Consider the following 26,365-nt stretch of genomic DNA (forward strand, 5'->3'; position numbering starts at 1 on the left):
TTTTGTTGATAGACATCATACAAGTTGTTTTCTTTTTATCGCAATGCATGGGGGCTATTTTTGTTCTTATAAGGGGCCTGCCTGATTGTGTGTTCTGGTTATTTTCCAGTGTTTACGGGTTTTTTGCGCGTTTGGCGAAAGGGGAGGCGCATTTCTGAAATTATTACTAAATCGGCGGTTCAGGTTGGTTGTCATACAAGTTTGGCGTATTTTTGATTTGCAGGACCTTGCCCGTCCAGGCGGTGTTAAGCTCCCCCCAGCCCAACCCCGTGGACCCGCCGTAATGCCGATTGATAGCGCAGCCCCTCCCCGTAGACGCTCCACCAACCTGGCCCAAGGCGTGGTCGATGCCCTGACCCAGCGCATCCTGCTCGGCCAGTTGAAGCCCGGTGAAAAACTGCCGTCGGAATCCACCATCGTGCTTGAGCATGGGGTGAGCCGTACCGTGGTCCGCGAGGCGCTTTCGAAGTTGCAGGCGTCCGGGTTGGTCGAGACGCGTCATGGCATCGGTACCTTTGTGCTGGCGCAACAGGCTCAACAAGGGCTGCGCCTGCACGTGGACACGGTGGCCAGCGTGCGCAACATGCTCGAACTGCGCCTGGGCCTGGAGGTGCAAGCCGTGGCGCTGGCGGCCTTGCGCCGAACCGGGGAACAACTCGCGCACATGCGCCAAGCGCTGGATGACTACCAAGCCTCCCTGGCCAACAACGACAGCTGCGTGGAGGAAGACAAACGCTTTCACCAACTGATTGCCGAGGCCACCGGCAATACCTTCTTCACTGAAATCATGCTGCACCTGGGCAATGCGATGATCCCGCGCACCCAAGTGAAGGGCGATGAACGTGGCGGTGCCGACTTTGCCAAACTGGGTCAGTTGGCGAACCTGGAACACGAGGCGATCTTCAATGCGATCAAACGCCAGGACCCGGACGCCGCCCGCGCCGCTATGGTGCTGCACCTGACCAACAGCCGGGATCGTTTTTCGGGGGAGCAAGACCGGTGAACGAACACACTTTATCCCTGCGCCTGGAGCGCGTGGCGGCGAACGTGCCCCATGGCGCGCGCCTGGCCGATATCGGTTCCGACCACGCTTACCTGCCGGTCGCGTTGATGCGCCGGGGGGTGATCGCTGCGGCAGTGGCGGGGGAGGTGGCGACGACGCCTTTTCATGCAGCGCAACGCACCGTGCGTGACAACGGCCTGGAGCAGCACATCACCGTGCGCCTGGCCGATGGTCTGGCGGCCATCGAGGCGTCGGACGGGATCACCGCGATCAGCGTCTGCGGCATGGGCGGCGAGACGATCCGGGACATCCTGGAAAGCGGCAAGGCGCATCTGAGCGGCCAGGAGCGGCTGGTCCTGCAACCCAACGGCGGTGAGCAGCCGTTGCGTCAGTGGCTGATGGACAACGGTTATTCGATCCGCAGTGAAGAGCTGCTGCGGGAGAACCGTTTCTATTACGAGATCATCGTTGCCGAGCGCGCCGGGCCGGTGCTGTATAGCGCTGAACAGCTGTACTTCGGCCCCTTGCAGATGCAGGCGCGTAGCCCGGCGTTCATCGCCAAGTGGCAGCGCATGTTGCATCAGAAGCAGAAGACCCTGGCGAGCCTGGAACACGCGCGGCAGGCGGTGCCGGAGGACAAGGTGCAAGAGATTGCCCGGCAGGCGGGGTGGATTGCTCAATTGCTGGCGTGAGCGGGTGAAGGGTTAAAAGCGTCAGGTGGCCAACGTTCTTTTCGGGGCTGCTGTGCAGTCCAGCGCGGGGCAAGCCCGCTCACCACCAGTAAGTTTGCGGGCCCTCAAGTTCGGTTGGGGAGCGGCCGATAGGATGCCTGTGATTAAGGGTGTTTTGGAACGCGTCTCGGGCAGTCGTCTCCGACGGTGACAGCGCCGTTGTCGATGCTGAGTGTTTTCGCCCCATTTTCGAGCACGCAGAGGAGGCTGCTGGTGCACCGCCCGCCCTGTTTCAGGGCTGTGCAGCAGCGGCCCGTATCTTGCTTGGGCCTTCTCAATCAATGACATGGCATTTTGCCGTTAGTCATTTCAAGCATTCGCCCACCGTCGCACCGTGTGGGTTGTTTTGGGGAGTTGTCGTACATGCACAGCCTTTTGTCACCCGGTATCCGCCTGCTCGGGCGTTTCGGCTTTGCGCGTAAGTTCCAGGTCCTGTTTTTCCTGTTCATGCTGCCCCTGGCGGGTAGCCTGTGGATGATGGGGTCCGACTATCGCGACAAATTAAGCGTGATTTCCAGCGAGCAGTCCGGCCTTCGGCAGCTGTTAGCGCTGGACGCGTTAGATGGCCAGTTGACGGCTCAGCGCAACCTGGCCGCGCGCTGGAAAGCGGCAGACATCCTGCACGCCCCGACGCCGGCGGCGAAGGCCGCGATGGACAAGGTCGATGCGAATTTCCCAGTGATCCAGCAAAGCCTGCAAGCCTTGGGCGATTCGTTGAAAACCCAGAACGCCAGCGCTGACACCCTGTCGCGCTTCGAGGCGTTGCAGGCCACGGTCAAGGGCATGGACTCCCAATCCCTGCGCACCGTAGGCTGGTGGCCGGACGGTTATGATCGTTTCACCGCGGCCCTGACGGCGATGCAAACCCTGCGCGAGCAGATCACCCTGGACGCCGGGCTGATCCTCGATCCGTGGCTGGAAACCTACATGCTCATGCAGATGGGCACCCAGCACACCCCTGACCTGATAGAGCGGGTCGGCCGGATGGCCAGCGTCGGGCAGTCGTCTATTTCTTCGGGACAGTTCACTTTGCAAAGCCGGTTGCAACTGCGCGACCTGCGCAGCCGCATCGGCGATGCGCGGGACCAGTTGGCCAAGGCCGCCGCCTCGCTCAAGGCCAAGCAATACGCCGGGATGGAACCGTGGACAGCGCAGTACGACACCAGCCTGCAGTTGCTGGATAACGAACTCAAAGTGCTCGACGACGGCGTATTCGGCGGCAGCATCAAGCTCGACACGGCCGGTTTCGAACGCAGTATCGACGCGATGCTCGACTCGCTCGGCGCGCTGCGCATTCAGTCGCTGAAGTCCATGGATGCGCGCCTGAGCTACTACCACGACCGCGCGAGCCAGCAGTTCATCCCGCTGGCGCTGACGTTCGGCCTGCTGGCCTTGGCGGCGCTGTACCTGTTCATGTGCCTGCAAACTTCCATCCGCCGCAGCGCCAGCGGCATCACCACGCTCGCCGAGTCTTTGCGCGATGGCAACCTGTGTGTGGAAGTGGCGGTGGAGGGGCGCGACGAACTCGCCGCCATCAGCACCGCGCTGAACGTCGCGGTGGTGCAATTGCGCACCAGCCTGCTCGGGGTCAATCACGAAACCCAGCAGCTCGGCTCGGCGGTGCTCACCCTCAATTCGCAGTCGGGCAGCACCCTCACCGAAGTCGAAGACCAGCAGCACCAGATCAGCCAGATTGCCGCCGCCGCCACGCAGTTGGCCGCCACCTCCCTGGGCGTCGCCCAAAGTTGTGAACAAGCCTCGGGCAGTGCCCAGCAAACCCGGCGCATCGCCGAAGACAGCAGTCGCGACAGCCAGCGCACCACCGCCAGCATCCAACAGCTCAACCAACGCCTGACCGACACCGCCAATGCATTGGAACAAGTGAGCCAGCAGGGCCAGCAGATTCAGTCGGTGGTCGACACCATTCGCGGCATTGCCGAGCAGACCAACCTGCTGGCACTGAACGCCGCCATTGAAGCGGCGCGTGCCGGCGAGCAGGGCCGGGGGTTTGCCGTGGTTGCCGATGAAGTGCGCAGCCTGTCGCAACGCACCCAGGCCTCCACCGCGCAGATCGCCGGCACCGTGGACAGCCTGCGCGCCACCGTCAGCCAGGCGGTCACCCTGATGGGGGCCGCGTGCGATCAGGCGCTGACCGACGCCGAGTCCGTCACCGGGCTGGGCGCGCGCTTAGGCGAAATCGCCGGCGCGGTGCAGAACGTCACCGACACGCTGGCGCAGATCGCCACGGCGGTCGAGGAGCAGGCCGCGACGGCGGACGAGGTGAGCGGCAACATCCAGCAAGTGGACCAGGCGGCGGGGCGCTTGCTGGAGGGTGCGCGAGCGGTCAACCGCGCGGCGGACACCCTGAGCAAGGGCAGCCAGGCGTTGAGTGACAACACCGCGCGGTTCCGGTTGAGCTGAGGGTTATTTCGCTGCGGTATGCAGCACTTCAATCCACAGCGCGCCTTTGCCCGACGGTGCTTCGCTCACCCGCTTCAAGGCACCTGTGTCGCTGACGGCATAGGTGCCAACGGTGTCGCTTTTTTCACCCGTCACCAGCAGCCACTGCCCATTGGGTGAGAAGGCGATATTGCGCGGCTGTTTCTCTTCTACCGGGTAGTTGTCGAGAAAACGCAGGCCGCCGGTAGCGGCATCCACCGCAAAGGCCGATACCGAACTGCTGGTGCGCTCACTCATCAGCAGCAGCTTGCCATCCGGCGAGAGGCGCAGGTCGGCCGCCCAGATGCGCGGCGTCGGGTCGTCTTTCAAGTCGTTGTTGCGCGCATCCCGCACTTCGCCGTGGGCCAGTTTCAAGCGATCGGGAATGCCGTTGGCCACGCCAATCGGGGTCAACGCGCCGCTGCGGTCATCGATGGAAAATGCGGTGACGGTGCCGCTCATTTCCCCGACCACGTACAGGTATTTACCGTTGGCCGAAAACGCCAGGTGCCGAGGCCCGGTGTTGGCCGGGACACTCACGTAGCCTGTACCGATGGGCGTGAGTGCGCCGGTGTCGGCGTCGAAGCGGTATTGCAGCACATGGTCCGCACCCAGATTGCCCGCGTAGGCAAAGCGATTGCTCGGGTCGGTGCGCAGCGAATGCGCGTGGGGGCCGGTCTTGTAGGTGAGGATCTTGTCGGCCTTGTCGACGGGCTGCACGCTGAGGGTGTCTGCACCGTAAGACGCGGCGAGCAAGTAACGCCCGGCGCGGTCGGTGGCCAGGTACGCCATGCTCTCGGCCAGCGGCGCCTTGGACTGCGGCGTCAAATGCCCGCTGGTGGGGTCAATGCTGAAACCCTGGACCTGAAACGGCTTGACCCGCAAGGCGGCGAACAGCGTTTTGCCGTCAGGGCTGAGGGCCATGGGGTTGACCTGGTCGCCGGCGTTGACTTGATTGATCAGCTTCAGCGCACCGTTGTCTTCGTCGAGGCGGTACTGGGAAATCATCCCGTCACCGGGGCTGGAGATATACGCAAAGGTGGCGGCGTTGCCGTGTGCACTGAAGCCGCAGACAACGGCGGCGGCCAGGAGGAGAGGTTTATTCACTGCGGAAGCCTTATTTTTATGATTGTGGTCAGTCATCGTATGACTGTAAATGGATCTCGGCAATGGTTGTTTTTTTAACGCGATGGGGTCATGTACCTCTGCGCACAAGGGCTGTCAGGCGATCGCCTCGCTCCCTTGCCGGCCTCATCTGGTGATCGAGCTTTTGTGGTGAGAGGGCTTTTGTGGTGAGCGGGCTTGCCCCGCGCTGGGCTGCGAAGCAGCCCCAAAACCTGACCACGCGCTCTGCCTGATTCAACGCACTGGTCGCATTGGGGCTGCTGCGCAGCCCAGCGCGGGCGGTGCGACGATTCGACAAGCCCGCTCACCACAAAAAATTGCTAACCGCCTCACCCTGCTTACCCCAACGATCTTAAGCGCCGCAATAGGCCCAGATACATTCAGTCATCAAGTGATACTGGCCCCCCGCACACCGCACGCTAGCGTTATTGCTCTTCAGGACGTTCACCAAGAGCAACGGAATGCGCCCCACACCCCAATCCCATCGTCTGCGTCACGGTCGCTATTCGGAACACGGACGCAGCTACCTGATTACCGTCGTCGTTCATCACCGTCAGCGTCTATTCACAGACCTTTCCCTGGGGCGTCTGCTGGTTGCTGAATTCCGGCAGGCTCATGAGCGGGGACTGGTCGACTCTCTGGCCTGGGTCATCATGCCTGACCACATTCACTGGTTGTTTGAGTTGAAGCAGATGACCTTGGCCGACGTGGTGCGACGCATTAAGTCGCGTAGCACATTGACCATCAACCGACGCCGTCAAAGCAAAGAACGTGTCTGGCAACCGGGCTATCACGACAGGGCGGTGCGGGAAGAGGACGATATTCGCAAAATGGCCCGCTACATCATTGCCAACCCATTGCGAGCCGGCTTGGTGGAGCGGGTAGGGGATTATTCATTATGGGATGCGGCGTGGCTTTAAGCTGAAACGGAGGTTTTTCCAGCAAGACCGCCCGTTCGGCTCACCCTGTTTTTGATGAGCGGACTTCTCTGGCAAGCAAGCTTTTGGGATGAGCAAGCTTTTGTGATGGTCGAGCTTTCGTGGTGAGCGGGCTTTTGTGGTGAGCGGGCTTGCCCCGCGCTGGGCTGCGCAGCAGCCCCCAACCTGGCCACGCGCTCTGCCTGATTCAACGCACCGGTCGCATTAGGGCCGCTTCGCAGCCCAGCGCGGGCGGTGCGACGATTCGACAAGCCCGCTCACTACAAAAGGCCGACCCGGCGCATTAACTCAGGAACCTTCAGCCCCCCGCAGGGCTCACTTGTCTGGTCGCCCCGTTCCCTGCCGAAAGGAATCCGCATGCCCTCGACCTTGCCAACGCTCCCCATGCACGCCCCTGTCGAACGTGAGCTCAGCCTGCGCGCCGTGATCACCGGCACTGTCCTTGGCATTCTGCTCACGCCTTCCAACGTGTACGCCGGGTTGAAGATCGGCTGGTCGTTCAACATGTCGATCATCGCGTTGCTGGTCGGCTACGCGATCTGGCAAGGCCTGTCCAAGCGCTCCTCCGGGCAGCTGCCGTGGACGCTGCATGAAAGCAACATCAACCAGACCGTCGCCTCGGCAGCGGCGTCGATCATTTCCGGCGGGCTGGTGGCGCCGATCCCGGCTTACACCTTGCTCACGGGCAACCAGCTGGACGCTCTCCCGATGATCGCCTGGGTGTTCTCGGTGAGCTTCCTGGGGATCTGGATCGCCTGGTACCTGCGCCCATCACTGCTCAATGACAACGCACTGAAATTCCCCGAGGGCATGGCCACCCTGGAAACCCTGCTGCACATCTACAACCACGGCCGCGAAGCCGCGACGCGATTGAAGGTGTTGCTCAGTGCGGCGTTACTGTCCGGCTCGGTCAAGTGGGTGGATACCTTTATCTGGGCCTTCCCGCGCTGGTCACCGAGCGCCTCGTGGGAGCGCCTGACCTTCACCGCCGACCCATCGCTGTTGCTGGTGGGCTTCGGCGGGATCATCGGTATTCGTGTGGGCCTGACCCTGCTGCTCGGTGCTTTGCTCGCCTGGGGTGGCCTGGCGCCGTGGCTGTTGGCGCAAGGCCTGGTGACATTACCGGCCGACAGCAGCGGCCCCCAGTTCGCCGCCCTGGTGGAGTGGTTGCTGTGGCCGGGGGTGAGCCTGATGGTGTGTTCCACCTTGGCCTCGCTGGCCATCCGTTTATGCGCCTTGCACCGGTCGACCCAAGCCGATGGCGGTACCCCTTGGCGTATCCCCAAGCCCGGACCTGCCGCCGGTTTCGCCCTGTCGATTGTGCTGGTGGTGGGCCTGCAGGCGCTGTTATTCGGGATCAACCTGTGGATGGCCTTGCTGACCATCCCGTTGGCCATCTGCCTGGCCGCCGTGGCCGCGCGCGTCGTCGGTGCTACGGGTATTCCGCCCATCGGCGCCATCGGGCAACTGTCGCAGCTGAGCTTCGGCATCGTCGCGCCGGGGCAGGTGCCGATCAACCTGATGAGCGCCAACACTGCCGGTGGTTCGGCCGGGCAATGCACGGACCTGATGAATGATTTCAAGGTGGGCAAGGCCATTGGCGCCACGCCGCACAAGCAAGTGATCGCGCAGAACCTGGGGATTTTCGTCGGCAGCATCGTGGGCGTGTTCGCCTACTTGGCGCTGATTCCCGACCCCCACTCCATGCTGCTCACCGAAGAGTGGCCGGCACCGGCGGTCGCCACCTGGAAAGCCGTGGCGCAAACCCTGACCCTCGGGCTGGATTCGTTGTCGACGAGCATCCGCTGGGCAATCGTTATCGGCGGCTTAGTCGGCGTGTTGCTGGGCGTGCTGGACAGCACCTTGGCGGCCCATCGCGCCCGCTACCTGCCCAGCGCCGCCGCCTTGGGCCTGGCCTTTGTATTGCCGGCCTCGGTCTCGCTGATGATGGCCCTGGGGGCCGTGCTCACCTGGCTGGTGAGCTGCCGCTGGCCAAGCATCACCGAACGCTTTGCGATCACCGCTGCTGCGGGGTTGATTGCGGGGGAGAGCATTACGGGCGTGGGGGCTTCGTTGTGGGCGATGGTGGGGAACGGCTGATCAGCTGAATGCCTTCTTTCCAACCGACGCCCCTGGTAACGATGGCGCTCGTCACTTGGAAAATTATTTGATGGCACTGCGCGACGGTGGCGTAGTCTGTTTATCCACAACCCACTCTTGCCCAGCGGAGCCTCCATGATCATCGTCCATCACCTCAACAACTCACGCTCGCAACGCATCCTGTGGCTGCTTGAAGAACTCGGCCTGCCTTACGAGATCAAGCGTTACCAACGCGACCTGAAAACCAACCTGGCGCCGCCTGAACTCAAGGCCATCCACCCGTTGGGCAAATCCCCAGTGATCGAAGACGGCGGCCGGGTGCTGATCGAATCCGCCGCCATTATCGACTACCTGATCCGCCACCACGGCCAGGGCCGTCTGCAACCGAACCCTGCCAGCGCCGCCTACGACACCTACGTGCAATGGCTGCACTTTGCCGAAGGCTCGGCGATGCTGCCGCTGATGCTCAACCTCTACGTCGGCCGTTTGGGCGACGCCGGTGCGCCGCTGCACCCGCGTATCGAGTCGGAAGTGGCTAACCATCTGGGTTACCTGAATGACGAGCTGGCGGGTAAGTCCTATCTGCTGGGGGATGAGTTGAGCGGCGCGGATATCCAGATGAGCTTCATCGGCGAAATCGCCAAGGCCCAAGGCAAGCTGCAGGCCTACCCGAACCTGGCGGCGTGGGTGAAAAAATTTCAGGCGCGGCCTGCTTATCGCAAGGCGGTGGAGCAGGGTGGGGAGTATGCGTTTGCCAAATGAAGGGTTTGGCAGCGCCACGCCAGGCCCATAAACAGCGCGCCCATTGTGACCGGTGTTTACAACTGTTAACGGATTGATTGGCGCAGTCGTTATAGGCTTTGCCCTGTCCGTACAGGAGTCTTCGGTCATGAGCCTACGCGCTGTCGCCGCCACGTTGTTTGCATCCGTGCTGTTGCTGCCTTCGCCTGCCGAGGCTGCGACGCCCATCACCCACGTCGCCATCTACCGGGGCCCGGCGGGCTGCGATGACTGTTCCGAGAACGTGGCGAAGGCCCTGCATCGCCTCAACCCCGACTACCAGATCGATTACGTGGGCGCGGATGAGGCCATCGACATCACGCCGAAAACCCTGGCGCGCTACGACCTCTACGTGCAACCCGGCGGCGGCCAGGACATTCCCGGTGCCCTGCGCAGCCTGGGCGATGCGCGCAGCGAGGCGATTCGCGATTACGTGGCCAACGGCGGGCGCTACCTGGGCTTGTGCATGGGCGCCTACCTGGCGGATGACAGCAACCTCGGTTTGATCCCGGTGGACCTCGACGGCGAAGCCGGCCGCCCCGGCTTCGAAGTGCCCGACATCGCCGACGCCGCCGTGCAGGTCACGTGGGACGGCAAGCCTGACCAGGTGTTCTTCCAGGACGGCCCTTACTTCCCCAAGGTCGCGCCCTACACGGCCATCGCCACCTACCGCAACGGCGACGTCGCGGCCGCGCGGTATACCTTCGAGAAGGGCGTGGTGATACTGAGCGGCCCGCATCCCGAAGCCAGCGCGCAGTGGTTCGAGAATGCCGACATCCCGTTGAGCAAAATGCCGCAAGGCGACCTGTTTGGCGCGCTCATACACCACTTCTAACCGCCCCTCCATTTCCTGTAGTGAGCGGGCTTGCTGTGGTGAGCGGGCTTGCCCCGCGCTGGGTGGCGCAGCCGCCCCAATAAAAACACCGCATTCTTTCCGACAGAATGCGGTGCCTGGGTTTGGGGCGGCTGCGCCACCCAGCGCGGGGCAAGCCCGCTCACCACAGTAAGCCCGTTCACTACAACAAGCCCGCTCACCACGAGTGCGACCGCGGCTAAAACACAATGGGCGTTCAACCGCCATGTCGATGTGTTCTTGCGTGGTGTGGAGCTTTAGTCAGCGCACCACATCCAGCACCTGGATTTCATTCACATAGTGGGTCTGGCTCGACGTCGACTCCAGCGTCAGGGCGACGCCCAGGTCCTCGATAAACGCGCGTGAGGACGTGTAGCCGTCCTGCTCACAGGCCAGCCGGATGGCATCACCCGTCAACGACGCGAACACCTCGCGCGCCGGGAAGCGCTCGCCGACCTTACAGGTCAAGGTGGTCTCGGTCGGTTTGTCAGTGGGCTTGACCGGCACATTGGCCATCTTCAGGTGGGCACTCAAGGTCTGGCCCGGCGCCCAACGGGTCGGTAGTTTGACCTCGGCCTCGCGTGTTTGCAGCACCTGGCCTTCACCGACACCGTTCATTTTCGATTTCAGCTGGATCAGGTCCGCCACCATTAACCGGTCTACATTGAAGGCGTTGCCATAGGCCTCATTCTTGACCAGCAAACCGCCTTCGGCCTTGAACCGGATGGTGATCGGCGCCTCCTTGCCCGCGTCATTTTTTGACAGATAAGTGTAATTCAGCGTCTTGAACTTGGGCTGCAACAACGGTGCATCGAGGCCCTGGAGCACAGTGGGCGGCACCGGCACATCGGCGAGATTCGTGTCGGCCACCGTGCGCGGGTAATCGACCGGCGCAATGTCCGGCCGCAGCAGCGCCACCAAGCCGGGCGTCACACCGCCCTGCACCGAACAGCTCACGCGGGAATGATTACCCTCCGGCTCCACGATCAGCACCCGCTCCACATGGCGCAGCCCCGGCGCCTTGCCCGGCATCGGCTTGATCGCCTGCCAACTGTTGCCCACCTTGAGTTCGCTGCGCGTGTATTGCCCCTCGCCTTTTTGCAGCGCACCGGGTGGGTCCAGCAGTGCCGCGAAGCGCTGGGCGACGTCATCAATGTTGCCATCTACCGTGAAACCCCAGAAGTAATACAGGCCCAACGGGCCAAGATCGCTGACCTCATCGTTGTAGGACAGCAACTTCAAACCAGCGATGGCCGGCGCGCTCACCGGCACTGCGGTGGCCTTGGGGTCGGTGCGATCGCGCACCGCGATCCAGCTGAAGTCCTTCTCTTGCTTGAGCGGGGCGTAGGCCCGCCAGGCGTCGCGGTGGGTGTTCAGGCTGCTGAAAAAACTCGCGTCGCAGCGGGTGAAGGCCTTGAGGGTGTCGACCAGTGCGGCGTCGTCGGCGTGGGCGAGGGAAGGCAACAGCAAGGCTGCGGCGAGGGCGACGGCGGACGCGGGCAACTTCATAGCGTGGGATTTCCGTATCGAGGCGGGAGGAGGGGCATTATCCAGAGATTGTCGAGTGGGCTCTAGCGCTTATCAGTGACGACTGACTTAAGACTTGCCCCGTCGCCGCCGATAACCCGAAAGACCCCGCCAATCATGGACTGATTAAATGGCCCTTATCCTCAGCTCTGCCTCTATCCCACCTGCCAATACCGCCCTAAAGCCTTCCGGCCAAAAGCTCACGCCCGAGCCGATGACGGACGCCGCCAAGGCAGCCTTGGCCAACGCGGCCCCGGCGGCTGTCTACCACCCCAGCGAAAACACCTCGATCACCGCGCAACCCCTGGAAGTCATCGACACGTGGGTCGGCCGCTCGGCATCGCCGGACTTGCCTCGATTCGTACAACGTTACCAGGGCGCAACAAGCACGCTGAAAGCCGCAGTTGAGACCTTTCGGGCCACACTGCCGGCAGACCTGGCCAACAAAAAGTTCGGCTTCACCGTCGAGTCCAATGACACGCTGAAGGTGCTCGACACGGCGGGCCAGCTCAGCCCTTCGGACACTCAACGGCTCAGCGACCTGCTTAATCAGTCCCGCGACCTGAAGCCCGCGTCGATCCAATACCGCGAGGCGACGATCGATATGCTGGACGCTGACTCGCCCTGGTCGGGAAACCTGATGGGTTACTACAGCCTGACCCAGGAAAACTTCGCCGCCACGCTTGACCTGGCCGCACTGTTCAATCGCCCCGGCTCTTTGCCGCCCAAGGAATATTCCGCCGGGCTGTTTATAAACCAACTGGCCAACAAAGGCACAGTCGCCACACGCGAGACGGAAGCGGCGATGCTTGAGCGGCGTGGCGCGCAGCGGTTTACCGCACAGGCCTGACAACACTGGCCGCGCGAGCCAGCCGCACACCCCAATCGCCGCCGTGCTGCACGTGGCATTCCTCTTCGGAGTCGAAGTGCACGCAGCGGTCCAACGGCACGGCGGGGACGTCAGCGTCCTGCAACGCAGTGGCGGTCAACGCGCGCATGCGCTGGTCGACGCCGCTGGCCAGGGCGTGGTCCTTGCTGGCGCGCGTGTCGAATACCCAGGTGATGCGCAGGCTCTGGGGGAACGCGGCGTAGTTGACCGTATGCGTCAGCCATTCGAACCCCGGGATTTCAGCCTTGGCCGTTTCGCAGGCCTCAGTCAGCGCGGCGACCAGTTGGCGTTCAATACCGGCGATTTCACGTTTGGACAGGGCCATGTAATGCTCCGAATGCAGATCAATTGTGGGCGTTGTCGAGCTTGCGCGAGGCCGCGATGGGGTCATCTTCCGCAGCCTGTGTGTCGCATCCCGCTCAATAAAAATCATAATAAAGCGCCCACTCCCCCGTGACGCGGTGCTTCCAGAACATCAAGCTCCCGCTATCCACCACATTCAGCTGGATTTTTGCGTCCGACGAAATCTGGAACACAAACTCGAACCCCTCACCGGGATCGACACCCGATTGGCAGAACGACGGATAGCCGCCGAGCTTATGCTCATAGGTGTGGGTCACCAGGTCGTAGTAACTCTGTATCTCCCCGGCGCGTTCCAGCTTGAGTATTTCCTGCTCAAGCTCAGCAGGCACACCGCCGCCATCCCACAACGGGTAATCCTCCGGCACGGGTTCCGCCTTCAAGGGGAACGGCTTGAGAAACGCGCCCGGCACCGGCATGGTTTTACGCACCAGCACATCGTCCGGTCCGTATTCGCGTATCAGCCAGTTATCCCCCATGGGTTCAAAATGCTCGGGGAACGGGTTCGACACAAACAGCGTCAACACCCGAACGCCCTTCAGCGCCGGGCTGTTGAAGGGCAGGGCGGGCAAGTAGAACTGCGCGTAGGGCAGCAACGGTTCCCCGGCCTTATTGGTGGGGATGCCTTCATCGGCGCGGAACAGAAAGACGTTACCCAGCCAGCTTTCTTCATCAGTGCCCGCAGGGCGAAAACCGCCGGCGATGAGTTTGAGCGCCGGGCGGGCCAGGCGTCGTTTGAGGTCTTGGATATCCATAAGGTGTGAACCTTCCTTTTGATAGCGGTACGCGACAGGGCTATGCCTGAGCTCTAAGTGCACTGATGATAAACCCATGCAGGCTGTTGACGGCCTTGGACCCGCGCGAGGCCCTACTACGTAGAATCGACACCTCCATGGGTTCGATAGCGCCCAAGCCGTGTTCGCCGCTCAAGACCTGCAAGGATGGCTGCACGGTGCATTGGGTAATCGCAGCAATCGCCAGCCCACCTTCCACGGCGGCGACCTGGCCGGCCAGGCTGGAGCTGTTGTACACCACCTTGAATTGACGGCCCTGTTGCGCCAGTGAATTCACCGCGTACCGGCGCGCCAGGCTTTCGCTTTCGTAGACGGCGATAGGCACCGGGTCTCGTCGCCACAGTTCGAACTGCGGGGAACCTACCCAGACCATCGGCTCCTTGAACAGAAAAGTCCCCGTGTGCGCCGAGTCCCTGGACACCAACGCAAGATCGAGGTCGCCACTGCGCACACGTGGGATCAGGGCGGTCGACTGTTCACAGGTCAGCTCGATGTCCACCCCTGCATACCGTGGCGCAAACCGTTTCAGCACTGGCGTGAGGTACTTGGCCGCGTAGTCCTCGGCGACGCCAAGGCGGATGCGCCCGGTCAACGCTTCACCGTGAAACGCCGCCTGGGTTTCGGCGTGCAAGGCGAGCATGCGGCGGGCATAGCCCAGCAACGTCTGGCCGTCGTCGGTCAGTTGAAGGTGCCGGGGGCCACGGTTCAGTAAGGGCCGGCCCAGCGCCGCCTCAAGTTTTTTCATCTGCATGCTGACGGCGGACTGCGATCGATTGACCTCATGGGCCGCACCCGACAGCGAGCCAGCGTCCACCACGGCCACAAAGCACTTGAGCCAATCGATCTGCAAATCGCTGGAGGACATGGTGGTTACCTTTATTCGTTAATCGAATGGCTGCGCCGTGAATTATGCGCTTTTCACGGTAGTTGTTCATTCGCAAGATAGCGGCCAGAACCTACCCATTAAGGACCTGATCATGCCCTTCAGACCTGGTTGCTCTACCTGTTCACCTGCTGCGGGATATCCGTGGTGCCAGGCCCGAATGCGTTACTGGTGCTGACCCATGGCGCGCTGCACGGCAGTCGCAGAACCCTGTTCACCATCAGCGGCGGCGCGCTCGGCTTTGCCCTGGTGCTTGCGCTGTGCGCGCTGGGCCTGGGCGCACTGATCCAGGCCTCGGCCAGTGGGTTCGCGGCCTTGAAGATCGCCGGCGGGCTCTACCTGATCTGGCTGGGCTACGGACTGTGGCGCGCCGCCCCCGTCACCCTGGAAACGCCGGCTACCACCGGCCTGCGACGCTGGTCGCTGTTCCGCCAAGGGTTGGTCTCGGCCCTCTCAAACCCCAAGGCGCTGCTGCTGTTCACCGCGTTTATCCCACCCTTCCTGGACCCCCACAGAAACATCATCACGCAGACTGCCATCATCGCGCTGACCTACGCCGTGGTGGAGTTTGTGGTCGAATACTTGGTGGCCAGCGCCGCGCACCGGGTACGGCCCTGGTTGGCTCGCACGGGGCGGCGGTTCAATAAAGTCTGTGGTGGGTTCTTCGTGTTGTTTGGGGTGGCGTTGCCGTTGCATAGCTGAGGGCGAGACGTGACTCAGAAGTTATCGCCCCAGTTGCACAACTTGCTCTCACCTAACGGCACCCGGGTGCCCTCAGTCTTGCCGACCAACATGCGCTTGAGCGTCACCCCGCACTTATAGCGACCCGCTGCATCCAGTTCGTAATCCATCCCCGCCTCCGGCACGAAAGTGAACATGTTGTAGCAACGATTGCCGATGTAATGAAACGCGATGGGCTGCCCGGCCGGCACCCGTAGCTCACTCATCACCGTGGCATCCGAACCCCGCTCGACGGGCGCCATGCCCAAGCTTTCGCCATTGCGGTCTGCGTAGCCATCTCGATTGACCACCATCACCCCCGCGCCGGGCAGGCGGAAGTTGATGCAGTTGGAATTGGGCACGGCGCGCACCATGCCATCGCTCATCACACGCAGGCGCACGGTTTCAGCGCTGGTGGGCGTGGCGTAGGGCGTGGAGAAGGAGCGCACATCCGTCAATGCGCCGCAGCCGGTGAGGGCGGCGAGGAGGGTAAGGCAGATGAGAGGTTTGAGCAGGCGCGGGGAGTTGTTCATGGTGTCGATTCCATTCATAAGGGGGTCGATAAGCATGGTTAGGCAACCGAAACACGCACCCGTTGCCATTCATTCCAGCAGTCCTCGGCGACGATATCCGGATAACCCCGCTCGGTTTTCATCGCCAGCGCGGTGCTGAACGGCAGCGCAATACAGGTGGCTGCATCGCGGATTTCACACGCTTCAGCTTCGGTCAACGGCTCGCCCTTTTTCGCCTCGGCGGCGGTGAGCACAGCTACAAGGGCGGGGACAAAAACCAGGCATAGCGGATCGGTGGACATCGAGTGCTTCCCTGAGTGAGCGGCGCAAAAGGTGCCAGTGTAAACGTGGGGCGGGTCCTTGGGGGCTGCGTATTCAATATCTCGACCGCGCTGTCGATAACCTCTGCTGAGGTGATCAACAGGAACGCCGTGCGCAGGAAGCCAGATGATGATTTTTGATGTCAATCGCTATGCCCAAATCTACTACCAGAATATCCAGCCCTCACCGGGTAACGACTACCCGCGACTCAAGGCGTGGGAGTTTCTCTATGAATACATCTGGGACGAATCCCGCCCTCGGTGGGCTGACCTCATCAGCGAAGAACACATAGACACGACAGCCCTGCATATTGGGTTCTACCTGGCGAACTGGGGGATGTTCCGTGGCTCCTCGGGCCTGCTGCAGAACAGCAACCTGGACCTGATGAAAGCGTTGGCCAAGTGCCTTTTTACCGGCCAGGGTCCGGAGTTGTTTGAACTCTCCCTGGATAATTTCGCACCCGGCGCACCGGACCTGGCCTATAACCAAACCCTGTTGGACAGGGTATTGGCCTCCATGGAGACCTTAGCCACCAACGTCTCCTGGACCGATACGCTCAAGACCAAAATCCTGATGGGGGTGTGGGGGGAGTGCCCGGCGCTGGACCGTTTCTACATTGCGGCCTGCCGCGATCTGTTCCCCCGCCGCGCATTCATCACCACCGCCAGCGGGAAGGGGCTGACGGCGTTGGTGGGTGTGGTGGAGCAACTGAATCTTTCACCCCTGCCGTTGAAAACGGGACGCCTGGAACTGCCGTATCCTACGGCGCGGGTGATGGACATGGCGTTGTTTCAGTACGGACTTGGGTTGTAAGCCGTGCGTGAAAAAAAACGGTCAGAGCCCATGTGTTATTGAGCTGGCAATACGAGGGGTCTGAAGGTGAACAATGAAATAGGGGTCAGACCACCATTATTGAAAATGTGGTCTGACCCCTATTCCCCTAGGTCGAGTTCATCGACGAAGACGTCGACTACGCGCACCGGGTTGGTATCGCTGACGTAGTCGTCAAGGCTCTCGGGAAGCAAGGTGCTTTGGCCGCGATGTTCGCCTTGAATGAAGCGCTTCATTGACGATTCCTGAGTTAAATACCTCGGAAAATCATAGCAAAGGTGTATAGCGGCATAGGCTCCCTGACAGAGGCGGACTCCAGTTACCCCTCTTACTGGCGAACAATTTTGGAGGTGCTGACGATGGCCCGCTTACAGGTTGTAAAGATTGACTTAAGTGAGGTGACGAGTTCTGACGAACTCCATTCCATCTTGAAAGATGAACTCGGATTCCCTGGCTGGTACGGCTGTAATTGGGATGCTTTCTGGGACGCAATTACGGCACTTGTTGAAATGCCCATACACTTGAAAATCTCAGGGTGGAATACTTTATCCAGACGTTTACCGGGGGATGCGAAGCTGATGCAAAAAATCCTTGAAGACATGAAGATCGAGTATCCAGAACTCGCACCAGATGTGGAGTTCGACTAAACGATTTTTAGGCCGACATTTGGCCTGAGCCAAGTAAACCGCCAGCCTCCCTCTGGAAAATTTTCAGTAGATCCCGCAGTGAGATCTTTGGCTCACTGCCGTTGGTTGGCTGCACCATCTGTTTTACACACTCTGGGCCAGAAGCTGCCACTCAACGCGACTCGATAACTCCCACCCAACCGTGCATCATCATGCTCACCACGATCTCGCCCTGGCAGCGAAGCCGTAGGTGCAGAACCTGCCCGCCCATAAAAACAAGCATTTTGAAATGGAAGTCATCTCATGTTCGAACGTAACAAACTGGTTCCGGAGTTAATGGTCACCAACCTGGATAGCAGCCTGGCTTTTTGGGTTTCTCGTCTGGGGTTCAAAGTAGCTTATCAACGGTCGGATGACGGATTTGCGTACCTTGATTTGAATGGTGCTCAAGTAATGCTGGAGCAGATTGATCCGGACGCGGGTCAATGGCTGACTGCGCCGTTGACCAAACCGTTTGGAAGAGGCATCAACCTACAGATTGATGTTGAGGCTGTCGCACCCATCATCCAAAAACTTGTTCAGGCTGGATGTCCACTCTATCGAGAATGCAAAGACACCTGGTATCGGGCTGACGATATAGAAGTAGGCCAACGCGAATTCATCGTTCAGGATCCCGACGGTTATCTCGTAAGGCTGGTAGAGCGGTTGGGTGAGCGACCGGCTTGCTCAATGTGAATCTGAGCCAAGCCGACCGTCAGCTATGGGGCGATTGCCGCCGCTCGCGACGGGCAGCAATCGGCCAAAAGCAGACAGTCGGTGACCTGCAAGCACGGCAACGAATCATGTGCCCTTTTACGGCGACTCATCACTCGAGCAACTCCGTCGCCGTTCACTGGTTCAAGAACCTGATGACAGCACTAGCGAACAGTTCTGGCTGATCAAGCATGATGAAGTGAAAACTGCCGTCAATGCGCCTGAAGCTGATGTTTGGGGTAGAGGCATAGGCGTTACGGAACATTGCATCGACGTGGGCCGCTTCTACGCCGAAAAGCAGATCGTAGGCATAGACGACTTCAACGGGCACCTTGATGCGTCCAAGCTCAGGCCGGAGGTCTGAGACCATCAATTCATACATGGCATCGGCCATAGTCTTTCGGTCCGAGTTTATCCCCGCCGCGATTAGGCCTGGTCTGACCGCTTCAGTTTTAGCGAGGCGGGCGATGGAGGCATGTTGCATGGCTTCCGCCTGCTCAGGCGTTGCCGCCAGCATTGCATCACGCATCGCAGCAGCATACGGGGCCGCCGTTTCACTGGTCGCGGAGGGATCAAACAGCAAAGTATAAAAGGGCATCGCATCGACAATCATCAGGCGTCCCACTTGATCGGGATGACGAGCACCTAGCATCAGTGCCACCTCACCACCCAACGAATGACCGATGATGACCGGCGACTCGATGCGCTGGCTGCGGATGTATTCAGCGATCGCCTCGACCGTGGACGCGACTACTCTCCCGTCCGGGTCGGATACAGCAGGCGAGCCAGCAAACCCAGCTACCTGTATAAGATGGAGACGGTGGCTGAGGCGTAATCTGGAGGCCAAATCTGTCCATACTTCGTAGGACGACGCAAATCCTGGAATTAAGATGATATCTGTACCCGAGCCTTGTACCAGCACGGAGATACCACCCTGGTTCACAGTTCCTGACGGCAGGGGTGCAGGCTGGGCTGGCGATGCAGACGACAGCGCCAGCATGGTGCCGATCCCAGCAAGGATCATTCCTGTACGCATTGAGCTCCCCTTTTCGCGCAATGCGTAATGACATTTACATCGACAGGTAGGCCGCTTAACCAGTTCATAGCCACTCCTTTGACCGAAAAAGTATTGCCACTATACGGAGCCCATCGGCACCAGAAAACTATCCCGGCCTGCAATTTTTGGCGTCCGCTTTGCGAAATAGGGGTCAGACCACCATTATTGAAAGCGTGGTCTGACCCCAATTCTCCTCGACTGACTGAAATCGACCCGAAGCGGTCACTGAATTGAGGTAACGAAGCGGGTTTCGAGGCCAACACTTACTGGCGGTAGCGTATTAATCAAAACGACGGCGTCGTCGCCCTGGTTAAGGTAGATCAAGGAGTCACCTGTCTCGAACTTAACTCTGAATCCGACAAGCCAAGGCTCTTGCCCGTAGAGAGAGTCAAGAATCCCCTCAACTGCACAAACTTTTTTGTTCTCGAGGTGTGTTGCTGATAAACCTGTAAGCAGGTTTTCACGCTTCCATGAGCAGGTCGCGTTCGGTTCTATCTGAAAGGAAGCCGGCGTATCAGAGGGCAGTAAGTCCGCGCCTACTCTCTCGCCATCACTCAATAGATACATGGATAAAACTTCTCGCTCGCCAAACCGCCACTCTAAAGAACCTATGTCTCTCAAGTTTTTCTCATCGTTGAAATAGTATTGGTCGTGCAGCAGCTCGCTCAGGTGCTTTCCCAAAAGCGAGCGTACGTTTTGCAGGTCTCGGACAGCTCTTGCTGGGGACGGGGAGCGGCGGCCAGACATCAGGTTTCTCATATAGGTGGGAACAGAGGCAGATACTACACAAACGCCTTTGCGTCCGCTTCTGGCCGTTTTCTGCCCGTCGCGAAAGGCAGCAATTGGCCAAGAGTCGCCATTCGATTTCGCCATTCATCTATCTCCTGAACGTTTGAAATTACCAGCCGTTCAATTTCTCTCAAAGCAGGCTTATGACCCTGGCAGTCTCGGATATTTTAGGTCCATGGAGTGGGGATGCCCTCACAGGGCTCATGCAGCATTGCCGGAAGGCATGGAACACATCTCTAGAGTGTTTGGATGATCTTATGGTCGCTACTTTTTTGAATCAGAATATCGCGACCGAACAATTGCTGATCGAGGCGAAGCGCCGCATTAAAGACCAGTCGCGAGATGAAACCGAGTACTTTGACGGACAGCTTCTCGAAGCTATTTAGCGCTTGCAATCCTGGGAGTAATCGATCCCGACGGTTTGTTGCAGTCGACACGGATTATCTATATTGGGTCGCTTCCTATCTCACGCGACGGTAGAGACTAATGGGTGGAGCGCTGCTGTCAGTGTAGTTGAGGAGAGATTCGGGCAGAAACTGCTCAACGCAAAGTGATACAAATACCTGCGCACCTGTGGCATCATAGCGCCATCAGTTACGCGCAGGACTGAAGATGCTGATAATTCAAGACAATATTAGGCAAGTCCTCCACTGGACTTACGAGAGATCTGCGAATGGGTTCACTGTCCTCGACTCCAATGCGGACCTCGCAGCCAGCTACGCAAAGGAAAAATTTCTTTCCAACATGATAGCCGGATTTTCTTTTTGATCTAAGCGTCAGTTCCCTTTCCGTTAGTTAAGCTGCATCAGCTTGCCCTGACCCCTTACTCTAAATATCTACAAACTCAACAAAACTATAATCTAAGGTCATGATCAAAGGAGTTAGTCTTGTCCAAGTTTTTCTCACTCAACACCATAAATACCTTCATAGATATTTCTGTTGGTGACCATTTAGATGGTGTAAAAGTTGATGAAATTTTACTCAGCAGTAAAAAATGTTTTATTTTTAAAGGAAATAACGAGTTAAGATATTCGTCGACTGACAACAGTAATCTAGCGCTTTCAAAATTAAATCAGCTAGAACTGCTTAGAACTCAAGCTTTTAATAAGTTTGGGAATATTTATGCCGACTCTATAGACAGTCATGCCATTTCAATTTTATCTCTCATCTTTGCCACTAGCTGTCTAGAAGAAGCCGATATAGTAAGTGTCGATGCGGAACTTGAAAAGTTATCCGTGTGCATAGGGGCTCTACCAAAACCAATATTAATAATTGGTACCAACAAAGACTATACCGTATATATTGATCATGACGAACAAGTAAAGCACAGGGTGAGAAATGTGCAGCTTTACAACTCAGATGTCCTTGACGAGTTTTACAAATTGCGCGCATGGGGCGCAGTCGCGGTTCACCCGAGCAGAACAAAGTTCCTAAACTTAAAACTCGCAACGTGCCTAACAATTGGTTTGAGGTCCAAATTAAAAGGCGATAGTGTCGATCCTTCTGTGATTTTCAATCCCGTAACTATTTATATTGAAAAAACGGCAAACAGTATTGCGGCATATTATTTGATACTTTTTGTAGCGCTTGCATCGCTCAGCGTCATGCTGTTTTCAGGAATAACTTATAAGCTCTTCTCAACCCCTTCTACTCCTAATCTTAATGTCTTTTTAATTGGTTTGTTTGGAGGGGTTTGTGGCGCACTAATATCAGTGCTCCAGCGTGCTCAGCAACTACAAATTAGCCTTTATGAACATAATGGAACAATTGTTCTTCAAGGAATAGTACGCGTTGGGCTCGGTTGCGCGTTCGGCGTTATTTCTTTGATCGCATGCAAGGCAGGCTTGCTTCTGAATCTTATGAGTGAAAGTAATAGCAGGCTGCTAATCTTGGCCATTATTGCTGGCTTTAGCGAGAGGCTTGTACCAGATTTCATCGAAAAAACGAGCAATGAAAAATCCAATAAATAGAAAATTAGAAATCCATTCCATAGTCGGGGTTCATTCCACCATTACTCTTAATATTGGCTGACTGACTCGCCCCGTTTTTAATACACGTATTCGAATGACTGCTTCTGGCCGATTCTGTTGAAAAAGTAGGCCATGGTTTCCACGACAGAAAAGTACGCGCTTGAGATTGAAATCTTTACTTTGATCAGACGGCTCCGGGGGCAGATTTCGCATAGCGGCGCGTAAAAAAGGCGCTTTCAGCGGTTAGTATGAGGGCAGTCTGGAAGAACCGACTTTTTCAACAGAATTGGCCGAGAGTAGCCATTCATGAAAGGCCTTTTTGAGACCATTGAAAAGGGGACGAAACGATTCTTCATGGATCACTCCGTCCTCCTTTTTTCGTACTACGACTCAGCGACTGATCCGCCTTGCCTTCTGGATAGCCATGATCAGCCAGCGGAGGGGGCCTCACGATCAAGAAGCTTGGCTGTGAGTAACACGCCCAATTCACTCAGTTGGTGAATTGCCAGCGCGACGTCACGCTGTTTGCCACTCAGGCCTTCGGAGAGGTCGAGCAGAAGGGTGCTGACCGAGGCGAAGGTCTCGTAGCTATTGGTAACGAGGGTTTCATTGCTGGCGTCTGGAGCAACGCAGAAAAGCGCGGTTGAATCCGGTGCGACCTTAAACATAAAAGATATCCTGGATTAGGCCACCACCTCCCCGCTACTAAACGAGTGGGTGGCAGCTGTACGCAGGTTAGTAGACCGGTGGATATCTAAAGCCGGCGCGTCCGAGGACGCCCTGCGCACAGCCGCCATCAAGCACAGACGCGATGTCTGACAGATGAAGCTCATGCACATTTAGATAACCGATCCGGGCTACTAAACCCGATCACCGAGAAATTCAGCGACCGCGCCACCTTAGATTCGACCACCCCAGCGCACAAGCCGGCGGATTCTGACGCACGCGTAGGCAATCGGGCAACCCATCCCCCAGCTTTGGGAATTGTCCTAGGACGCCGCCCTCACACCGTCACCACCACCTTGCCCACTTGCTGGTTCGCCTCCAAAAACCGATGCGCTTCCTGCACCTCATCCAACCCAAACGTCTTCGCAATCACCGGCGACAACGCCCCCGACGCCAGCCCTTCCAAAATAAACGCCTTGGCCCGTGCCAACACCACCGGGTCAGCCACGATCTCGGCGTAGAGATACCCCTTGAGCGTCAAACATTTGCCCAGCACGGTAAACAATGGAAACGGTGTCGGCTCCGAACTCAGCGCGCCGTACTCCAGCAATATCCCGCCCCTGGCCATGCTCTGGGTGAGCGCTTCGAAGCCCGGCCCGCCAATCGGGTCGAACACCACGCGGGCGCCTTGGCCGTCGGTCAATTGCATCACGCGTTCGACCAGGTCCTCTTCATCGCTGACGATGACATGGGCCGCGCCGGCATCCAGCAGCGCCTGTTTTTTTGCGCGGGTGCGGGTCACGGCGATCGCGGTGGCGCCGACGCTGCGGGCGATCTGGAAGGCGGCCAGGCCGACGCTGCTGGAGGCGGCGGTTACCAACACCACGTCGCCCTGGGTCAGTTTGGCCTGTTCCACCAGCGCGCCCCAGGCGGTGACGTATTGCATCCAGGACGCGGCGGCTTGCACAAAGCTGAGGGTTTGCGGGTGTTTGACGGTGAGGTGGGCGGGCACGTTGGCCACTTCGCCATAGGTGCCCCAGCGGGCGATGTCCAGCGGAGGGATGACGCTGACGGCGTCGCCCACTTGAATGTCGGTGACATCGGCGCCGACTGCGATCACCACGCCGGCGGCTTCGTAGCCCAGGCGGCTGGGGAATTCGGCTTCCTGTAGATAGGCGTGGTTGCGGAACATCACTTCGGCGCGGTTGAGGCCGAAGGCTTTGACGTCGATTTGCACTTCATCGGCGGCGGGGGCGGGGACGTCCACGTCTTCCAGTTTCAAGACGCTGGCGTCGCCGTAGGCGTGAATCCTGACTATGCGTGCCATGAATGTTGACCTCCGTATTGATCCATGAGGCGTTCAATGTAGGCCGGGGACGGTGTGAGATAAAGCAGAACGTCTTGCCCGTGTATCAAGCCTTGGCCGACCTGCGCGACTCCATTCCTTCAAATACCCACATTCCCACCCCCATCGCCAGCACGAACACCCCCACCTGCCATTGCCCCGTCAGCAACAATGCCACCGCAGGCCCCGGACACAACCCGGCGATCCCCCAGCCAACCCCGAACACCACGCTGCCGAGCACCAGCCGCCGGTTGATTGTGCGGTGGGTCGGCATCTGCATCGGCGCGCCCAGTAACGAGGTGCGTCGGTGCCTGGCGAAGTAGAAGAACACGCTGCTGACCACGAGCGCACCGAGCATGACGAGCGCCAGGGAAGGGTCCCATTCACCGGCCAGGTCGAGAAACCCCAGCACCTTTGCCGGGTTGGTCATGCCGCTGAGGTACAGCCCCAGGCCAAAGATCAGGCCGGCGATTAATGCGGTCAGTTTGCGCATGCTCAGGCTCCTATCAGGTGGCGAGTCACGTAGACAGCGGCAAACCCGCTGCCCATGAAGCAACCCACCGCCACCAGCGAGCGCAACGACAGACGCGACAGCCCGCAGATCCCATGCCCGCTGGTACACCCGGCGCCATACCGTGTGCCGATGCCGACCAGCAGCCCCGCCAGCACCAACGCAGCACCACCGGCCTGGATCGACACGCTGGGCAGGGTGCCGAACAGTGACCAGAGCCAGGGCGAGGCGAGCAGGCCGAGCAGGAACAGGCCTTTTTCAGCGCGCCCTTCGCCATGTTTGGCCAGCAGGCTGCCGAGCAGGCCGCTGATGCCGGCGATGCGGCCGTTGAGCAGGATGAACAGGCCGGCGCTGAGGCCGATCAGTGCGCCGCCGAGCAGGGAGGCCCAGGGGGTGAAGTCGGGAGAGAGGGTCATGGTGCGGGGCCTGCGCGGCGGGTGGGGGATCAAGCTTATCGATATCACGGTTTTGTGGGGAGGGTCATGAAACAAATGGGCGCGCTCACGTATCATCCGGGGCCACGCACGCACATCAGGAGAGCGGCATGTGGATTGGCCATCGGTTCGAGCGAACGGTGCAGGATGATTTGCTCATCCACTCGCACAACCCTGTGCAGAGTGCTGTCGTGTGGTGGGTAGGCGGGCTGGCCTTGAGCGTGCCGGTGGTGTTCGTGGTGTGCGGGATCATCGAGGGCTATTTGCCGCTGGTGGGCCTGCACCCGCTGTCCTCGCTGCTGATCGTGCTCGCGTTGCTGTTGATGCCGGCCATGGGGCTGTTCCTGATGGTGTACACCGGCATTCGCGAGACCTTGCGCTTGTCGCGACACGACGGGGAGGGGCAACGCCTGACCCGCAACGCGTTTGGGCGCCGCGAGCGGGTGCGTCAGGCGTTTCGACTCGATCACCCACACGCCCTCGAACTGCGCCGCCGCCCACAGGCCGAGCCGATTTACACCCAGCTGTGGTTGGTGATGCGTGACGGCAGCGAGCACCGCCTGACCACCGACAACGTTCCGGTGGTGCCGGGCAGCCCGCGCACCGAGCGGTGGCTGGCGGAAGTGGCCGGCTACCTGAACATGGCGGTGCCAACCGACGTGATCGATGCGTCGGCGCCGCGCAAGCCGCCTTATAGGCCTGCGCCATCCCCGGCCAAGGTCGCCCGCGCGCAAAAAGCAAAAGAGCCTGCGCCTTCAGCGGCATCGACCGAGGCTGTCGGCATGCCCGCACGCGGTCTGCTGGGCCTGCTGGGGGCGTTTTTGGCGGTGTTGGAGCTGTCGCAGCTCTTCGCACTGGTGCCCGCGCTGTTCACGGGTCGGCTGCGGGTCAGTGGTTTTCGATCCCGTGCAACGACCTTTTATTGGGCGGAGCAACCCGTCACCTTTTCATTCAACCTGCTTATCGGCGTGGTCGAGGTGGTGATCGTGGGCTATATCGCCTGGGCATGCCTGCGCATCGCGTTTCAAGGCCGGTTCAAGTCGGCGCCCTGAGCGCAGGTTAATCAAAAGCCGCCCCTTTCTGTTCCAGCCGGTCTACCATGCCACCCCCGGCAGTGGTTCCACGCGCTACCGATCTCTCTCTTTTAAGGTATCGCCCATGTCCATCGACCAGATCAGCCTGCCCAAAGGCGTAGGCCCCCACGCCACCAAGCTTTTCGACGCCATCACCGGCGCCGCCACGCCTGAAGAACTCAACCGTGCCGGCGGTAAAGCTGAGGGTTTTGTGCTGGGTCTTGAGTCGACCAAGGCCATCAAAAGCCAGGTCGCCGAGTCGTTGTATGTGGTTTACGATGACGCAGCGACTCACCGTGCGGGTGAGTTGAAGGCTTGATCATCGGTCGGTCCTC

General features: G+C 59.4%; 29 protein-coding genes and 1 pseudogene. 16 read left to right on the forward strand and 14 right to left on the reverse strand.

The features are described from left to right. Positions 1-283 precede the first annotated feature (283 nt). The 3 genes from AC3ZU9_RS17635 (at position 284) to AC3ZU9_RS17645 (ending at position 4,155) form a co-directional block, all read left to right on the forward strand. Complete coding sequence (locus AC3ZU9_RS17635) at positions 284-1,003, forward strand: FadR/GntR family transcriptional regulator (protein ID WP_046036683.1); 720 nt, start codon at positions 284-286, stop codon at positions 1,001-1,003. Beyond that, positions 1,000-1,695: a tRNA (adenine(22)-N(1))-methyltransferase gene (locus tag AC3ZU9_RS17640; protein ID WP_490091106.1), complete on the forward strand. Its 696-nt coding sequence runs from the start codon at positions 1,000-1,002 to the stop codon at positions 1,693-1,695. The genes AC3ZU9_RS17635 and AC3ZU9_RS17640 overlap by 4 nt, the downstream gene beginning before the upstream one ends. Before the next feature lie 402 nt (positions 1,696-2,097). After that, complete coding sequence (locus AC3ZU9_RS17645) at positions 2,098-4,155, forward strand: methyl-accepting chemotaxis protein (RefSeq protein ID WP_490091107.1); 2,058 nt, start codon at positions 2,098-2,100, stop codon at positions 4,153-4,155. 3 nt (positions 4,156-4,158) lie between these two features. Here the strand turns inward: AC3ZU9_RS17645 and AC3ZU9_RS17650 are convergent, their stop codons facing one another. Next, the gene (locus AC3ZU9_RS17650; protein WP_093541118.1) at positions 4,159-5,280 is read right to left on the reverse strand and encodes a lactonase family protein; all 1,122 of its coding nucleotides are present in this window, start codon (positions 5,278-5,280) and stop codon (positions 4,159-4,161) included. Between the two features lie 479 nt (positions 5,281-5,759). On the opposite strand from AC3ZU9_RS17650, the gene AC3ZU9_RS17655 reads away from it, so the two are divergent. The 4 genes from AC3ZU9_RS17655 to AC3ZU9_RS17670 all read left to right on the forward strand — a co-directional run bounded on the left by AC3ZU9_RS17655 (position 5,760) and on the right by AC3ZU9_RS17670 (position 9,951). Further along, entirely contained in the window at positions 5,760-6,218 is a 459-nt protein-coding gene (locus AC3ZU9_RS17655; RefSeq protein ID WP_122811193.1) for an REP-associated tyrosine transposase, read from the forward strand. Between the two features lie 375 nt (positions 6,219-6,593). Next, positions 6,594-8,336 carry an OPT family oligopeptide transporter gene (locus tag AC3ZU9_RS17660; RefSeq protein ID WP_490091108.1) on the forward strand — a complete coding sequence of 581 codons (1,743 nt, stop codon included), beginning with the start codon at positions 6,594-6,596 and terminating at the stop codon, positions 8,334-8,336. Between the two features lie 135 nt (positions 8,337-8,471). Beyond that, positions 8,472-9,098 carry a glutathione S-transferase family protein gene (locus AC3ZU9_RS17665; protein ID WP_093541122.1) on the forward strand — a complete coding sequence of 209 codons (627 nt, stop codon included), beginning with the start codon at positions 8,472-8,474 and terminating at the stop codon, positions 9,096-9,098. 127 nt (positions 9,099-9,225) lie between these two features. Continuing rightward, positions 9,226-9,951, forward strand: a complete 726-nt coding sequence (locus AC3ZU9_RS17670) for a BPL-N domain-containing protein (protein WP_490091109.1) — start codon at positions 9,226-9,228, stop codon at positions 9,949-9,951. A 279-nt stretch (positions 9,952-10,230) separates the two neighbouring features. Here AC3ZU9_RS17670 and AC3ZU9_RS17675 read toward each other — a convergent pair whose 3' ends face one another. After that, complete coding sequence (locus tag AC3ZU9_RS17675; protein ID WP_490091110.1) at positions 10,231-11,478, reverse strand: hypothetical protein; 1,248 nt, start codon at positions 11,476-11,478, stop codon at positions 10,231-10,233. A gap of 148 nt (positions 11,479-11,626) precedes the next feature. Here AC3ZU9_RS17675 and AC3ZU9_RS17680 point away from each other — a divergent pair, with 148 nt between their 5' ends. Beyond that, positions 11,627-12,346 (forward strand): hypothetical protein, encoded by a 720-nt coding sequence (locus AC3ZU9_RS17680; RefSeq protein WP_490091111.1) that lies wholly within the window; start codon positions 11,627-11,629, stop codon positions 12,344-12,346. On the opposite strand, the gene AC3ZU9_RS17685 is transcribed toward AC3ZU9_RS17680, so the two are convergent. The 3 genes from AC3ZU9_RS17685 to AC3ZU9_RS17695 form a co-directional block, all read right to left on the reverse strand. Next, positions 12,330-12,710 carry a hypothetical protein gene (locus AC3ZU9_RS17685; protein ID WP_490091112.1) on the reverse strand — a complete coding sequence of 127 codons (381 nt, stop codon included), beginning with the start codon at positions 12,708-12,710 and terminating at the stop codon, positions 12,330-12,332. The two genes, AC3ZU9_RS17680 and AC3ZU9_RS17685, sit on opposite strands and share 17 nt — an antisense overlap. A gap of 94 nt (positions 12,711-12,804) precedes the next feature. Beyond that, complete coding sequence (locus tag AC3ZU9_RS17690) at positions 12,805-13,500, reverse strand: DUF1963 domain-containing protein (protein WP_490091113.1); 696 nt, start codon at positions 13,498-13,500, stop codon at positions 12,805-12,807. A gap of 40 nt (positions 13,501-13,540) precedes the next feature. Beyond that, the gene (locus AC3ZU9_RS17695; protein ID WP_093541130.1) at positions 13,541-14,404 is read right to left on the reverse strand and encodes a LysR family transcriptional regulator; all 864 of its coding nucleotides are present in this window, start codon (positions 14,402-14,404) and stop codon (positions 13,541-13,543) included. 165 nt (positions 14,405-14,569) lie between these two features. Here AC3ZU9_RS17695 and AC3ZU9_RS17700 point away from each other — a divergent pair, with 165 nt between their 5' ends. Next, positions 14,570-15,124 (forward strand): LysE family translocator, encoded by a 555-nt coding sequence (locus tag AC3ZU9_RS17700; protein WP_490091114.1) that lies wholly within the window; start codon positions 14,570-14,572, stop codon positions 15,122-15,124. A gap of 14 nt (positions 15,125-15,138) precedes the next feature. Here the strand turns inward: AC3ZU9_RS17700 and AC3ZU9_RS17705 are convergent, their stop codons facing one another. Together AC3ZU9_RS17705 and AC3ZU9_RS17710 are read right to left on the reverse strand one after the other, a co-directional pair. Next, the gene (locus AC3ZU9_RS17705; protein WP_244159495.1) at positions 15,139-15,675 is read right to left on the reverse strand and encodes a hypothetical protein; all 537 of its coding nucleotides are present in this window, start codon (positions 15,673-15,675) and stop codon (positions 15,139-15,141) included. A 38-nt stretch (positions 15,676-15,713) separates the two neighbouring features. Further along, positions 15,714-15,956: a hypothetical protein gene (locus tag AC3ZU9_RS17710; RefSeq protein ID WP_490091115.1), complete on the reverse strand. Its 243-nt coding sequence runs from the start codon at positions 15,954-15,956 to the stop codon at positions 15,714-15,716. Between the two features lie 148 nt (positions 15,957-16,104). On the opposite strand from AC3ZU9_RS17710, the gene AC3ZU9_RS17715 reads away from it, so the two are divergent. Beyond that, positions 16,105-16,788, forward strand: a complete 684-nt coding sequence (locus AC3ZU9_RS17715) for a hypothetical protein (RefSeq protein ID WP_490091135.1) — start codon at positions 16,105-16,107, stop codon at positions 16,786-16,788. Between the two features lie 125 nt (positions 16,789-16,913). Here AC3ZU9_RS17715 and AC3ZU9_RS17720 read toward each other — a convergent pair. Then, a pseudogene (locus AC3ZU9_RS17720) lies at positions 16,914-17,042 on the reverse strand (hypothetical protein); the annotation flags it as partial. Positions 17,043-17,165: 123 nt separating this feature from the next. Here AC3ZU9_RS17720 and AC3ZU9_RS17725 point away from each other — a divergent pair. Together AC3ZU9_RS17725 and AC3ZU9_RS17730 are read left to right on the forward strand one after the other, a co-directional pair. Continuing rightward, positions 17,166-17,453 carry a barstar family protein gene (locus AC3ZU9_RS17725; protein ID WP_093541140.1) on the forward strand — a complete coding sequence of 96 codons (288 nt, stop codon included), beginning with the start codon at positions 17,166-17,168 and terminating at the stop codon, positions 17,451-17,453. A gap of 282 nt (positions 17,454-17,735) precedes the next feature. Next, entirely contained in the window at positions 17,736-18,167 is a 432-nt protein-coding gene (locus AC3ZU9_RS17730; RefSeq protein WP_046036605.1) for a bleomycin resistance protein, read from the forward strand. Between the two features lie 154 nt (positions 18,168-18,321). Here AC3ZU9_RS17730 and AC3ZU9_RS17735 read toward each other — a convergent pair whose 3' ends face one another. Together AC3ZU9_RS17735 and AC3ZU9_RS17740 are read right to left on the reverse strand one after the other, a co-directional pair. Then, on the reverse strand, positions 18,322-19,221 hold the full coding sequence (locus AC3ZU9_RS17735; protein ID WP_122811182.1) for an alpha/beta fold hydrolase: 900 nt from the start codon (positions 19,219-19,221) through the stop codon (positions 18,322-18,324). Between the two features lie 243 nt (positions 19,222-19,464). Next, positions 19,465-20,115, reverse strand: coding sequence for a hypothetical protein (locus AC3ZU9_RS17740; RefSeq protein ID WP_490091116.1), 651 nt, complete (start codon positions 20,113-20,115; stop codon positions 19,465-19,467). A gap of 59 nt (positions 20,116-20,174) precedes the next feature. Here AC3ZU9_RS17740 and AC3ZU9_RS17745 point away from each other — a divergent pair, with 59 nt between their 5' ends. After that, a complete protein-coding gene (locus tag AC3ZU9_RS17745) occupies positions 20,175-20,417 on the forward strand; it encodes a hypothetical protein (protein ID WP_490091117.1) in 243 nt (80 codons plus the stop codon). Between the two features lie 501 nt (positions 20,418-20,918). Next, complete coding sequence (locus tag AC3ZU9_RS17750) at positions 20,919-22,001, forward strand: hypothetical protein (RefSeq protein WP_490091118.1); 1,083 nt, start codon at positions 20,919-20,921, stop codon at positions 21,999-22,001. A 428-nt stretch (positions 22,002-22,429) separates the two neighbouring features. On the opposite strand, the gene AC3ZU9_RS17755 is transcribed toward AC3ZU9_RS17750, so the two are convergent. The 4 genes from AC3ZU9_RS17755 to AC3ZU9_RS17770 form a co-directional block, all read right to left on the reverse strand. Beyond that, complete coding sequence (locus AC3ZU9_RS17755) at positions 22,430-22,669, reverse strand: DUF6124 family protein (RefSeq protein ID WP_490091119.1); 240 nt, start codon at positions 22,667-22,669, stop codon at positions 22,430-22,432. Positions 22,670-23,004: 335 nt separating this feature from the next. Continuing rightward, complete coding sequence (locus AC3ZU9_RS17760) at positions 23,005-23,994, reverse strand: zinc-dependent alcohol dehydrogenase family protein (protein ID WP_490091120.1); 990 nt, start codon at positions 23,992-23,994, stop codon at positions 23,005-23,007. A gap of 85 nt (positions 23,995-24,079) precedes the next feature. After that, positions 24,080-24,505 carry a DUF6691 family protein gene (locus tag AC3ZU9_RS17765; protein WP_155003000.1) on the reverse strand — a complete coding sequence of 142 codons (426 nt, stop codon included), beginning with the start codon at positions 24,503-24,505 and terminating at the stop codon, positions 24,080-24,082. A 2-nt stretch (positions 24,506-24,507) separates the two neighbouring features. Next, a complete protein-coding gene (locus AC3ZU9_RS17770) occupies positions 24,508-24,939 on the reverse strand; it encodes a YeeE/YedE family protein (RefSeq protein ID WP_490091121.1) in 432 nt (143 codons plus the stop codon). Between the two features lie 128 nt (positions 24,940-25,067). Here AC3ZU9_RS17770 and AC3ZU9_RS17775 point away from each other — a divergent pair, with 128 nt between their 5' ends. Both AC3ZU9_RS17775 and AC3ZU9_RS17780 read left to right on the forward strand, forming a co-directional pair. Further along, the gene (locus tag AC3ZU9_RS17775; RefSeq protein ID WP_490091122.1) at positions 25,068-26,009 is read left to right on the forward strand and encodes a hypothetical protein; all 942 of its coding nucleotides are present in this window, start codon (positions 25,068-25,070) and stop codon (positions 26,007-26,009) included. Positions 26,010-26,115: 106 nt separating this feature from the next. Next, positions 26,116-26,349, forward strand: a complete 234-nt coding sequence (locus AC3ZU9_RS17780) for a hypothetical protein (RefSeq protein WP_046036616.1) — start codon at positions 26,116-26,118, stop codon at positions 26,347-26,349. The last annotated feature ends 16 nt before the right edge of the window (positions 26,350-26,365 follow it).

The organism is Pseudomonas sp. A39 (genome assembly GCF_058145955.1).